Raw genomic sequence first — 12,430 nt, 5'->3', positions numbered from 1 at the left:
CGATTGTCCCAGCCTTTCTTTGCAAACAGAATAGAAGGATGCTTATGAAAACACCATTTATCAGCCGTGAAGATTTAGAAACAATTGTTGCAGAGTTCCCGACTCCCTTTCACTTGTATGATGAGAAGGGGATTCGTGAAAAAGCAAGAGCAGTCAACCAGGCCTTTTCTTGGAATAAGGGATTCAAAGAATATTTTGCCGTCAAGGCCACTCCAACCCCAGCCATCTTGAAAATCCTCCAAGAGGAAGGTTGCGGTGTGGACTGTTCTAGTTACGTGGAGCTCTTGATGAGCCATAAACTGGATTTCCCCGGTTCTGAAATCATGTTCTCTTCTAACAACACGCCTGACAAGGAATATGCCTATGCGCGTGAATTGGGAGCAACTATTAACTTGGATGCCTTTGAAGACATTGAACATCTGGAGCGAGCGGCAGGCATTCCAGAAATCATCTCTTGTCGTTACAATCCTGGAGGCATTTTTGAGCTAGGAACAGATATCATGGACAATCCTGGAGAAGCCAAGTTTGGGATGACTAAGGACCAGCTTTTTGAAGCCTTTGCTATTTTGAAGGAAAAAGGAGCCAAGACTTTTGGGATTCACTCTTTCCTAGCATCCAATACCGTGACCCATCTCTACTACCCAGAGTTGGCGCGTCAGCTTTTTGAATTGGCTGTTGAAATCAAGGAAAAGTTGGGTATTTCGCTAGACTTTATCAATCTTTCCGGCGGTATTGGTGTCAACTATCGTCCTGAGCAGGAGCCAAATGACATTGCTGTGATTGGTGAGGGAGTTCGTAAGGTTTATGAGGAAGTCCTCACACCTGCAGGACTTGGTCAGGTCAAGATTTTTACTGAATTAGGTCGCTTTATGTTGGCGCCTCACGGAGCTTTGGTCACAAGAGTCACTCATAAGAAAAAAACCTACCGTACCTATCTGGGCGTGGATGCATCAGCAGTCAACCTCATGCGCCCAGCCATGTATGGAGCCTACCACCATATCACCAATCTGACTCATCCAGATGGACCTGTTGAAGTGGTAGACGTGGTCGGTTCACTCTGTGAAAACAATGATAAATTTGCAGTGAACCGCGAACTACCTTATACAGAAATCGGTGATTTGCTAGTGATTCATGATACAGGTGCACATGGATTCTCCATGGGTTACCAGTACAATGCCAAACTACGCTCGGCAGAAATCCTCTATACCGAAGAAGGGAAAGCCCGTCAAATCCGCCGTGCAGAGCGTCCTGAGGACTATTTTGCAACCTTGTATGGTTTTGATTTTGAATCGGATCAGTAAAAGAAATTGAAAATGAAAGTGAAAAACAGATTGCTTTCTAAAAAATAGACAAAAAAACCTTGTTTTTCACCTTACTCGTGATATAATAAAACTATAAAACGGTTTCAAGGAAGGTGACGATATGTCTGAAGAAACAATTGACTATGGACAAGTGACAGGAATGGTGCATTCGACAGAGAGTTTTGGGGCAGTAGATGGCCCTGGGATTCGGTTTATTGTCTTTTTGCAAGGTTGTCAGATGCGTTGCCAGTACTGCCATAACCCCGATACATGGGCTATGGAGACCAATAAATCACGAAGACGGACAGTAGACGATGTTTTGTCAGAAGCCCTTCGCTACCGTGGATTCTGGGGAGACAAAGGAGGAATCACTGTTAGTGGAGGAGAAGCTCTCTTACAGATTGATTTCCTAATTGCCCTCTTTACCAAGGCCAAGGAAAAAGGAATCCACTGTACCTTGGACACCTGTGCCCTTCCATTCCGTAACAAACCACGTTATCTCGAAAAGTTTAATAAACTCATGGCGGTGACAGACTTGGTTCTCCTGGATATCAAGGAAATCAACGAAGAACAGCATAAGATTGTCACAAGCCAAACCAATAAAAACATCTTGGCCTGTGCCCAGTACCTATCAGATATCGGGAAGCCTGTTTGGATTCGCCACGTTCTCGTACCAGGATTGACAGACCGTGATGAAGATTTGATCGAACTTGGGAAGTTCGTAAAAACCCTCAAAAACGTTGACAAGTTTGAAATCCTACCTTATCATACGATGGGAGAATTCAAGTGGCGTGAACTTGGGATTCCTTATTCGCTTGAAGGGGTCAAACCTCCAACAGCAGACCGTGTCAAGAATGCCAAGGAATTGATGGATACAGAAAGTTACCAAGATTACATGAAACGTGTTCATGGATAAAAAAGAAGCCTGATGGAGACATCGGGCTTTTGTGATGCATAAAAAGCCTAGCCTTTCAGCTAAGCCTTTTTCTTATTTTCTAGAATGTTGTTTACCAGCATTGCGTTTTTTATGTTTCTTATTGGTCATGATCGCAGTTGCTTGGTTTGGAGTGACATCTTTGCGTCCGCCTCCAGTTGAAAATGAACTTGCTTTTGGTGGATTTTTGGCAAATTCTTCACGAACTTTTTTGCGAAGTTTTGGACGAACAACATAGTTAACGATGAACTGTTGGAGAATCATCATGAAACCACCGACAACCCAGTAAAGCGTCACACTTGCTGGTGCGAAGAAGGAGAAGACGACAATCATGAGTGGGCTCATGTAAATCATTTTCTTGAGCTGTTCTCTTTGCATCTCGTCTTCTACTCCATGAAGTGAGAGAAGTGACTGGAGATAGTAGAGGATACCAGCGAAGGCGACAAGGATCATACTTGGTGAACCAAGATTGATACCCAAGAAGGTAGAGCTAGCTACACCATCAGTGTACTGGGCTGCAAAGTAGATAGCAGAGAAGAAAGGCATTTGAATGAGGATAGGGAAACATCCTACTCCACCGAACATGCTGATGCCGTGTTCTTTCTGAGCATCCCAGAGAGCTTGTTGAGCCTCTAGTTTTTCTTCCTGAGTTGTTGCCTCTTTGAGACGTGTTTGATGTGGTTCAAGCACGTGTTTGAGGGCATTCATCTTCTCAGAGTGAAGTGTTGCCTTCCATGATTGGTAGATACCAAGTGGCAAGATAATCAAGCGCACGATAATGGTTACGATAATGATAGCCACACCAAAGCCTAGACCTTTATCAGTAGCGAAGTACTTGATGGCTTCAGCCATAGGTGCTCCGATGGTATTCCAAATCAATCCTGTGGGTTGTCCTGTTGCTTTGTCTACTTGGACACAGCCTGACAAGACGAGTAGCATAGCCACTCCCATAGCAGAGAGGGCAAAACGTTTAATAGATTTCAATGTTTTCATTCCTTCTTTAAAAATTATACCTCTCTATTCTACTGTTTTTTTGTAAAATATACAATAGTTCTAGAGACCTAATTTGCGACTTTGAAGTCCGAATAGGATGAAAAGTTGCTCATTTGTACATCTAGATAGGTAACTTTTGAAAAAGGTGTCGGACCTTTTCGGATTTCTTGGATAAATTTTGCCATAGTTGCAGAGGAGTCTGCCTGAGCAAGAATTTCCACTGTGCCATCATCGTTATTCCAGACACGACCAGTGATGCCACCGATTTCAAGAGCTAAAGTATAAACACCCCAGCGAAAACCAACACCCTGCACCCTGCCTTGGGCAATCATTCTAACCTTTTGCATACCAAACCCCTTTGATTGTGTTATAATATTTCTATGACTATTATAACCTCAAAAGCCAATTCTGTGGTAAAAAATGCCAAGAAATTGCATCAAAAAAAATATCGAAAGTCTGCTTATTTGATTGAGGGCTGGCACTTGTTTGAAGAAGCTGTTCAAGCAGGAGTGACGATTGAAAAGGTCTTTGCCCTAGAAAGTTATCGAGATCAGCTAGCTGCTTTTCCTCAAACTATCTGGGTTTCAGAGGAGATTTTGCTAGATTTGGCAGATACGCAAACTCCTCAAGGGATTGTTGCAGTGATTCAAAAAGAAGAAGTGGGACTGCCTGATCTCCATCAGGGCAAGTATCTATTTTTAGAGGATGTTCAAGATCCTGGTAATGTGGGCACCATGATTCGGACGGCGGATGCTGCAGGTTTTACAGGGGTTATTGTTTCAGACAAGTCAGCAGATATCTACAGTCTTAAGACTCTACGTTCCATGCAAGGAAGTCATTTTCACTTGCCTATCTATCGTATGCCTCTTACCAGCTTTGTAGAAGAGGCAAAGAAGAGCGATTTGCCCATTCTAGCAACGACCTTATCGAGAGATTCAAAGGATTATCGTGAGCTTTCTTCACTAGAGAACTTTGTTTTAGTCATGGGAAATGAAGGGCAGGGGATTAGTTCTGTCATGGCTGAGAGTGCTGATCAGCTGGTTCATATAGGCATGAAAGGTCGAGCGGAAAGTCTCAATGTGGCGGTTGCCGCAGGTATTTTGATGTTTTATTTCAGCTAATTTATAAAAACTTTGTTATAATCAAGACATATTTATAGAAAAAGGAGAATCAGAATGAATCAAACGATTATTCAAGAACGTTCAGGTCTCAATCAATTTTACGCTAAGGTTTATGCTTTTGTGGGACTTGGGATTGGTCTATCAGCTCTCGTGTCAGCTTTGATGTTGACAGTCTTTCAGTCCCAATTGGTCTACTTTTTAATGCATGGCCGTCTCTGGCTGATTATTGCAACTTTTGCAGAACTTGCTCTAGTCTTTGTTGCAAGTAGCATGGCTGCCAAAAATAGTCCAGCAGCTCTCCCAGTATTTTTAGTTTATTCTGTTTTAAATGGCTTTACGCTGAGTTTTGTCGTAGCCTTCTATACACCTGGGACCGTCTTATCAGCCTTTGTATCCAGTGCCCTTCTCTTCTTTGTCATGGCGGCAATCGGAATTTTCACCAAGAAAGATTTGAGTGGAATGGGCCGAGCTTTGATGGCGGCGCTTGTTGGTCTCATCATTGCCATGGTTGTGAATCTATTTTTAGCCAATAGCTTCTTTGACTACATGATTAGTATTGCCATGGTCTTGGTTTTCTCAGGTTTGATTGCTTGGGATAACCAAAAGATTCGCTATGTTTATGAACAGTCACGAGGACAAGTAGCGACAGGTTGGGTCATCTCAATGGCGCTTAGCATCTATCTAGACTTTATCAACCTCTTCCTTAGCATCTTACGAATCTTTGGTCGAAACGATTAATGAATAACAGAGTCAGTGTTCAAAAGAGCACTGACTTTTTCTTATTTACTCTTTTCTTTTCTTTTCTTGGAAATAGGTGTATAATGCTTTTAACTAATTTTTGAGGAGCTGTTTATGAAGAAAAGTTTTATTCATCAACAAGAAGAAATTTCCTTTGTCAAAAACACTTTTACCCAGTATTTGAAAGATAAGTTAGAAGTTGTTGAAGTTCAAGGTCCTATCTTGAGCAAGGTCGGGGATGGGATGCAGGACAACCTGTCAGGTGTCGAAAATCCAGTATCTGTCAAGGTTTTGCAGATTCCAGATGAAACTTATGAAGTCGTTCACTCACTTGCCAAATGGAAACGCCACACCTTGGCTCGTTTTGGTTTCGGTGAAGGTGAGGGTCTGTTTGTTCACATGAAGGCCCTTCGTCCAGACGAAGATTCGCTTGATGCGACCCACTCAGTTTATGTGGACCAGTGGGACTGGGAGAAGGTTATCCCAAATGGACAACGCAATATCGCCTATCTCAAAGAAACTGTTGAGAAGATTTACAAGGCTATTCGTCTAACAGAGCTAGCCGTAGAGGCCCGCTACGATATCGAATCCATCTTGCCAAAACAAATCACCTTCATTCACACAGAAGAGTTGGTGGAACGCTATCCAGATTTAACACCGAAAGAGCGTGAAAATGCAATCTGTAAAGAGTTTGGTGCAGTCTTCTTGATTGGTATTGGTGGCGAGTTGCCTGACGGAAAACCTCATGACGGCCGCGCACCTGACTATGATGACTGGACAACAGAGTCTGAAAATGGCTACAAGGGGTTGAATGGCGATATTCTCGTTTGGAACGAATCTCTTGGTTGTGCCTTTGAACTTTCATCAATGGGGATTCGGGTAGATGAGGATACCCTTCGTCGCCAAGTGGCTCTTACAGGAGACGAAGATCGTCTAGAGCTGGAATGGCACAAGGCCTTGCTTAACGGTCTTTTCCCACTGACAATCGGTGGAGGGATCGGACAGTCTCGTATGGCCATGTTCCTTCTTCGTAAGAAACACATCGGAGAGGTCCAGACCAGTGTCTGGCCTCAAGAAGTCCGCGATACGTACGAAAATATTTTGTAGAGAATCGAACCGCAAGGTTCGGTTTTCTTTCTCTTTTTGCCCATAATTTGGTATAATAAACGGTATGAAAATCGTATCAGGAATCTACGGAGGGCGTCCCCTCAAGACGCTAGAAGGCAAGACGACGAGACCGACATCAGATAAGGTGCGTGGAGCTATCTTTAACATGATAGGTCCCTATTTTGAGGGTGGTCGTGTCTTGGATCTCTATGCTGGCAGTGGTGGTTTATCCATCGAGGCAGTCTCGCGTGGGATGTCCCATGCTGTCTTAGTGGAGCGGGATCGAAAGGCGCAAGCTATTATCGCTGAAAACATCCAAATGACCAAGGAAGTTTCCAAATTTCAGCTCTTAAAGATGGAGGCTGAACGGGCCTTGGAGCAAGTAAAAGATCCCTTTGACCTGGTCTTTTTAGATCCTCCCTATGCCAAGGAACAAATCGTTGCAGATATCGAGAAAATGGCAGAAAGAAACCTTTTCTCCGAAGAGGTCATGGTTGTCTGTGAAACCGATAAGTCTGTAGAACTCCCAGAAGAAATCGCCTGCTTAGGTATCTGGAAGGAAAAAATATATGGGATTAGTAAGGTGACAGTCTATGTCAGATAAAATTGGATTATTTACAGGTTCATTTGATCCGATGACAAATGGACATCTGGATATGATTGAACGTGCCAGCAAACTTTTTGACAAGCTCTATGTCGGGGTGTTCTACAATCCCCACAAACAAGGCTTTCTCCCTGTTGAAAACCGTAAACGAGCAGTCGAAAAAGCGGTGGCGCATTTAGATAATGTAGAGGTGCTGGCTTCTCATGACCAACTAGTTGTCGATGTTGCAAGAAGACTGGGTGCTAAGACCCTTGTCCGTGGCTTGCGAAATACCACCGACTTGCAATACGAGTCTAGCTTTGACTACTACAATCATCAACTGGCTCCAGAAATCGAAACCATTTACCTATATAGTCGCCCAGAGCATCTTTATATTAGCTCTTCAGCCATGAGAGAACTTCTGAAGTTTGGTCAGGAGATTCAGCAATATGTCCCAAACAGTGTTGTGGAGGAATTAGAACATGAAGAAAAAAACTAGATGGCCCTTATATGTCATCCTAGCACTAGTATTGACTTTTTTAGCCTTTGTAGTACCTTTACCTTACTACATAGAAGTTCCAGGTGGAGCGGAAGATATTCGTCGCGTTTTGAAAGTCAATGAAACAGAAGACACAGAAGCAGGAGCTTACCAGTTTGTAACAGTCGGCATTCGACATGCAACCCTATCGCATCTTGTCTATGCTTGGTTAACGCCTTTCACGGATATTAGAAGTGCCAAGGAGACTACGGGTGGCTCTACTGATGCAGAGTTTATGCGGATCAATCAGTTCTACATGCAAACTTCTCAAAACATGGCCAAATATCAAGGATTGAAGACGGCTGGAAAGGATATCGAACTCAAGTATCTGGGAGTCTATGTCTTGACCGTGACGGACAATTCAACTTTTAAGGGCATTCTGAACATTGCAGATACCGTGACGGCTGTTAATGACAAAACATTTGATAGTTCAAAAGACTTGGTCGACTATGTCAACTCTCAACAATTAGGGGATACGGTCAAGGTAACCTATGAAGAAGACGGAAAAGTCAAGTCTGCTGAAGGTAAAATTATCACTCTCGAAAACGGGAAAAACGGGATTGGGATTGGCTTGATTGACCGTACGGAAGTGACCAGTGACGTTCCAATTCGCTTCTCCACAGCTGGTATCGGTGGGCCAAGTGCAGGTCTCATGTTTAGTCTCGCTATCTACACCCAGATAGCAGATCCAGGACTTCGTAATGGCCGCATTGTTGCGGGAACGGGAACCATTGATCGCGATGGAAATGTTGGCGACATCGGTGGAATTGACAAAAAAGTAGTTGCAGCCTCTCGTCAGGGAGCCAACATCTTTTTTGCTCCTGACAATCCAGTCACTGAGGAAGCAAAAAAAGCAGATCCAAATGCGAAAAGCAACTATGAAACAGCCCTAGAAGCTGCTAAAACGATCAAAACAGAGATGAAAATCGTTCCCGTTAAGACTTTGCAGGATGCAATTGATTACCTTAAAAACAATCCCTAATTCGTAGAAAAATTGAAAACTAGAGCGCAAGCGGATAAGATGGTATAATAGTCAAATGGTTCAATTATTATTCACTCTAAGTAGTCATATACTCTTTATTTATTTGAGTTTTTACCTTTTGAAGGATCTTGTGAGATGGGAAAAGGTTATAAAAGTGACCGCTACTAACACAAAAAAAGTTCGTTTGTTGGTAGGCTTCTTTAGTATTGTGATGGGCTACATCTTGAGTTCATTCTTTATCAGTTTGTACCAACTGTGGCAAGAAGCACTTAGAGGACTATTATAAAATCAAAAGTAAAGGAAACAGCTATGGAAAAAATTGTGGTTCAAGGCGGAGATAATCGTCTGGTCGGGAGTGTGACAATCGAGGGAGCAAAGAATGCAGTCTTGCCCTTGTTGGCAGCGACTATTCTAGCAAGCAAGGGTAAGACAGTCTTGCAGAATGTCCCGATCTTGTCAGATGTTTTCACCATGAATCAAGTGGTTCGAGGTCTGAATGCCAAGGTGGACTTTGATGAGGAAGCTCATGTTGTTGAGGTTGATGCGACTGGTGATATCACGGAGGAAGCTCCATACAAGTATGTCAGCAAGATGCGTGCATCCATCGTTGTCTTGGGACCAATCCTTGCTCGTGTAGGCCATGCCAAAGTTTCTATGCCAGGGGGATGTACCATCGGGAGTCGTCCCATTGACCTCCACCTCAAAGGTTTGGAAGCTATGGGGGCAAAGATCACCCAGACAGCTGGTTACATCGAAGCCAAGGCAGAACGCCTGCATGGCGCTCATATCTACATGGACTTCCCTAGTGTCGGTGCAACACAAAACCTCATGATGGCGGCAACTCTAGCTGACGGTGTGACAGTGATAGAAAATGCTGCGCGTGAGCCGGAAATTGTTGACCTCGCTATTCTCCTTAATGAAATGGGAGCCAAGGTCAAGGGAGCTGGTACCGAAACAATCACAGTGACTGGTGTTGAGGAACTCCATGGAACAACTCATAATGTGGTACAGGACCGTATCGAAGCAGGAACCTTTATGGTGGCTGCAGCTATGACAGGTGGAGATGTCCTCGTTCGTGATGCAGTCTGGGAACACAATCGCCCCTTGATTTCAAAACTACTTGAAATGGGTGTTGAAGTGACAGAGGAATCAGAAGGCATCCGTATTCGTTCTCGACTTGAAAATCTCAAGGCTGTTCATGTAAAAACTTTACCGCACCCAGGATTTCCCACAGATATGCAGGCACAATTTACAGCCCTGATGACAGTCGCAAAAGGGGAATCCACTATGGTGGAAACGGTGTTTGAGAATCGCTTCCAACACTTGGAAGAAATGCGCCGTATGGGCTTGCACTCAGAGATTATCCGTGACACAGCTCGTATTGTTGGGGGACAGGCTTTACAGGGGGCAGAAGTTTTATCAACGGACCTTCGCGCTAGTGCTGCTTTGATTTTGACAGGTCTGGTGGCGCAGGGAGAAACAGTTGTTGGTAAGTTAGTCCACCTTGATAGAGGTTACTACCGTTTCCATGAGAAATTGGCTCAGCTAGGAGCGAAGATTCAGCGAATCGAGGCAAATGATGAAGAAGAATAAAAACTTACGCTATGTACTCCGTCGTTTACTGTTGATTTTTATCGTACTATTGCTAGGCTTTCTGGCTTTAGGAATCGGCTTGATGGTTGGTTATGGCATCCTAGGAAAGGGACAGGATCCATGGGCAATCTTGTCTCCAGCAAAGTGGCAGGAATTGATTAGCAAATTTACAGGAAATTAGACTGGGAGACCAGTCTTTTTCTAAAGAAATAAGGAGAAAAATGGACAAAAAAACAAGACAAGCTCTGATAGGGTTACTTCTATTCTTACTCTTGGCTGCTGGAAGCTACTATATCAAGCAGATGCAGACAGCGCCAAACACCCCTAGAACCAAGGTTAGTCAGAAAAAACAAGCTTCAGAAGCTCCCAGTCAGGAGCTAGCTGAAAGTGTCTTAACTGAGTCAATCAAAAATCAAATCAAGGGGGGGCTCGAGTGGAATGGAGCAGGGGCCTTCATTGTCAATGGCAATAAAACCAATCTAGATGCCAAGGTTTCTAGCAAACCCTATGCGGATAATAAAACAAAGACAGTTGGAAAAGAAACAGTCCCGACTGTTGCCAATGCCATCTTATCCAAAGCGACTCGGCAGTATAAGAATCGTGAAGAAACAGGCAATGGCTCCACCTCTTGGACGCCACCAGGATGGCATCAGGTCAAGAATCTAAAGGGAGCCTATACACATGCAGTTGATAGAGGACACCTGCTGGGCTATGCCTTGATAGGAGGTCTAGATGGTTTTGATTCCTCTACTAGCAATCCCAAGAACATTGCAGTCCAGACAGCTTGGGCGAACCAAGCGCAGGCTGAAGATTCGACAGGTCAGAACTACTATGAGAGTCTGGTTAGGAAAGCCTTAGACCAAAACAAGAGAGTCCGTTATCGGGTGACGCTCCACTATGCGACAAATGAGGACCTAGTTCCATCGGCTTCACAAATTGAAGCCAAGTCTTCAGATGGCGAATTGGAATTCAATGTCCTAATCCCCAATGTTCAAAAGGGAATCCAGCTTGATTACCGAACAGGGCAAGTAACAGTGACGGACTAGAAACAATAGATACAATAAAAACAGATCCTTTGTCTTCTAGAGGCAGGGGAGTTGTTCTTTAAATGAAAAATAATGTGAATCCTGAGGGATTTTATGATATAATGGAACACAAGATACTATTTTAGGAGAAGGACTATGGAAGACCCGAGCAGTCAGAATTTGTTGCTACAGTTTGTACTGTTATTTATCTTGACCTTGTTAAATGCTTTTTTCTCAGCCACTGAAATGGCGATGGTGTCATTAAACCGTTCCCGAGTGGAACAAAAGGCAGAAGAGGGAGACAAACGTTACATTCGTTTGTTAAAGGTACTTGAAAATCCTAACCACTTTTTATCAACCATTCAAGTCGGTATCACCTTAATCACGATCTTATCAGGGGCAAAATTGGCAGATACACTTGGACAAGTAATTGCATCTTGGATAGGAAATAGTGAAACAGCTTACGCTATTGCAAGTTTTCTATCTTTAGCGTTTTTGACCTATATTTCTATTGTTTTTGGGGAACTCTATCCCAAGAGAATCGCTCTAAATCTGAAAGATACCTTGGCCATCCGAACCGCACCAGTCATTATTGGCTTGGGGAAAATTGTCAGCCCCTTTGTTTGGCTTCTGTCAGCTTCAACTAATCTATTGAGCCGTGTGACGCCAATGACCTTTGATGATGCGGATGAAAAGATGACACGTGATGAAATAGAGTACATGCTCACCAATAGCGAAGAAACACTGGATGCAGATGAGATTGAAATGCTACAGGGAATCTTTTCACTAGATGAACTAATGGCTCGTGAGCTAATGGTACCTCGTACAGATGCCTTTATGGTAGATATTCAGGATGATAGTCAAACGATTATCCAAAGTATTCTAAAGCAAAATTTCTCACGTATCCCTGTTTACGACGGGGATAAGGACAATGTGATTGGTTTGATTCATACCAAGCGTTTGCTAAACGCTGCCTATGCAGATGGCTTTGAAAATATTGTCTGGAAACGAATCCTCCAAACACCACTATTTGTGCCTGAGACCATCTTTGTGGACGACCTCCTTAAAGAGCTTCGAAATACCCAAAATCAAATGGCCATCTTACTAGACGAATACGGTGGTATGGCTGGTTTGGTAACTCTAGAAGATCTTTTAGAAGAGATTGTCGGTGAGATCGATGACGAGACGGATAGGGCAGAAATCGAAGTCCATCAAATCGGTGAGGACACTTATATTGCACAGGGAACCATGAACCTTAACGACTTCAATGACTACTTTGGTGTCGAACTAGAAAGCGATGATGTGGATACCATCGCCGGCTATTATTTGACGGGTGTTGGTACGATTCCAACAACTGAAAAAATCAGTTATGAACTGGCCAGTCAAAACAAACAAATCGTCCTGACCAATGATAAGGTGAAAAATGGACGTGTTACCAAGGTAAAAGTTCAAATCACAGAACTAGAACCTGAAGAAGAAACAGAATAAAGCAGTGACTTGAGTCACTGCTTTTTG

At 43.4% G+C, this 12,430-nt stretch carries 15 protein-coding genes; 13 read left to right on the top strand and 2 right to left on the bottom strand.

The genetic code is table 11. The annotated features are described in order from the left end of the window. The first annotated feature begins 44 nt into the window (after positions 1-44). Positions 45-1,301, top strand: coding sequence for a diaminopimelate decarboxylase (locus AXF18_RS02100; RefSeq protein ID WP_049550061.1), 1,257 nt, complete (start codon positions 45-47; stop codon positions 1,299-1,301). 121 nt (positions 1,302-1,422) lie between these two features. Beyond that, positions 1,423-2,217: a pyruvate formate-lyase-activating protein gene (gene pflA / locus AXF18_RS02095; protein WP_049550062.1), complete on the top strand. Its 795-nt coding sequence runs from the start codon at positions 1,423-1,425 to the stop codon at positions 2,215-2,217. A gap of 72 nt (positions 2,218-2,289) precedes the next feature. Here the strand turns inward: pflA and yidC are convergent, their stop codons facing one another. Both yidC and AXF18_RS02085 read right to left on the bottom strand, forming a co-directional pair. Beyond that, positions 2,290-3,219: a membrane protein insertase YidC gene (yidC, locus tag AXF18_RS02090; RefSeq protein WP_049501603.1), complete on the bottom strand. Its 930-nt coding sequence runs from the start codon at positions 3,217-3,219 to the stop codon at positions 2,290-2,292. Between the two features lie 77 nt (positions 3,220-3,296). Continuing rightward, the gene (locus AXF18_RS02085; RefSeq protein WP_001174620.1) at positions 3,297-3,575 is read right to left on the bottom strand and encodes an acylphosphatase; all 279 of its coding nucleotides are present in this window, start codon (positions 3,573-3,575) and stop codon (positions 3,297-3,299) included. Positions 3,576-3,608: 33 nt separating this feature from the next. Here AXF18_RS02085 and AXF18_RS02080 point away from each other — a divergent pair, with 33 nt between their 5' ends. The 11 genes from AXF18_RS02080 to AXF18_RS02035 all read left to right on the top strand — a co-directional run bounded on the left by AXF18_RS02080 (position 3,609) and on the right by AXF18_RS02035 (position 12,403). Further along, positions 3,609-4,349 carry an RNA methyltransferase gene (locus AXF18_RS02080; protein ID WP_049550063.1) on the top strand — a complete coding sequence of 247 codons (741 nt, stop codon included), beginning with the start codon at positions 3,609-3,611 and terminating at the stop codon, positions 4,347-4,349. Between the two features lie 54 nt (positions 4,350-4,403). After that, positions 4,404-5,087, top strand: coding sequence for a Bax inhibitor-1/YccA family protein (locus AXF18_RS02075; protein WP_049550064.1), 684 nt, complete (start codon positions 4,404-4,406; stop codon positions 5,085-5,087). Positions 5,088-5,201: 114 nt separating this feature from the next. Continuing rightward, the gene (asnA, locus tag AXF18_RS02070; RefSeq protein WP_000747998.1) at positions 5,202-6,194 is read left to right on the top strand and encodes an aspartate--ammonia ligase; all 993 of its coding nucleotides are present in this window, start codon (positions 5,202-5,204) and stop codon (positions 6,192-6,194) included. Between the two features lie 64 nt (positions 6,195-6,258). Further along, a complete protein-coding gene (rsmD, locus tag AXF18_RS02065; protein ID WP_000706942.1) occupies positions 6,259-6,798 on the top strand; it encodes a 16S rRNA (guanine(966)-N(2))-methyltransferase RsmD in 540 nt (179 codons plus the stop codon). Continuing rightward, positions 6,788-7,276, top strand: a complete 489-nt coding sequence (coaD, locus tag AXF18_RS02060) for a pantetheine-phosphate adenylyltransferase (RefSeq protein WP_049550066.1) — start codon at positions 6,788-6,790, stop codon at positions 7,274-7,276. Before rsmD ends, coaD begins: the two co-directional genes overlap by 11 nt. Further along, a complete protein-coding gene (locus AXF18_RS02055) occupies positions 7,260-8,297 on the top strand; it encodes a SepM family pheromone-processing serine protease (protein ID WP_000730772.1) in 1,038 nt (345 codons plus the stop codon). The genes coaD and AXF18_RS02055 overlap by 17 nt, the downstream gene beginning before the upstream one ends. 55 nt (positions 8,298-8,352) lie before the next feature. Next, entirely contained in the window at positions 8,353-8,583 is a 231-nt protein-coding gene (locus AXF18_RS09885) for a DUF1146 family protein (RefSeq protein ID WP_070800425.1), read from the top strand. A 23-nt stretch (positions 8,584-8,606) separates the two neighbouring features. Next, positions 8,607-9,890, top strand: coding sequence for a UDP-N-acetylglucosamine 1-carboxyvinyltransferase (gene murA, locus AXF18_RS02050; protein ID WP_049550067.1), 1,284 nt, complete (start codon positions 8,607-8,609; stop codon positions 9,888-9,890). After that, the gene (locus AXF18_RS02045) at positions 9,877-10,071 is read left to right on the top strand and encodes a DNA-directed RNA polymerase subunit beta (protein ID WP_000739701.1); all 195 of its coding nucleotides are present in this window, start codon (positions 9,877-9,879) and stop codon (positions 10,069-10,071) included. Before murA ends, AXF18_RS02045 begins: the two co-directional genes overlap by 14 nt. Before the next feature lie 40 nt (positions 10,072-10,111). Beyond that, on the top strand, positions 10,112-10,936 hold the full coding sequence (locus AXF18_RS02040; protein WP_065371416.1) for a DNA/RNA non-specific endonuclease: 825 nt from the start codon (positions 10,112-10,114) through the stop codon (positions 10,934-10,936). Between the two features lie 135 nt (positions 10,937-11,071). Then, positions 11,072-12,403: a hemolysin family protein gene (locus AXF18_RS02035; protein ID WP_065371415.1), complete on the top strand. Its 1,332-nt coding sequence runs from the start codon at positions 11,072-11,074 to the stop codon at positions 12,401-12,403. The last annotated feature ends 27 nt before the right edge of the window (positions 12,404-12,430 follow it).

The sequence above is a fragment of the Streptococcus sp. oral taxon 064 genome (genome assembly GCF_001683375.1).
Classification (GTDB): domain Bacteria; phylum Bacillota; class Bacilli; order Lactobacillales; family Streptococcaceae; genus Streptococcus; species Streptococcus oralis_S.
Note: the sequence above shows the minus strand (reverse complement) of the source record. Positions and strands in the feature narration are given on the sequence as shown.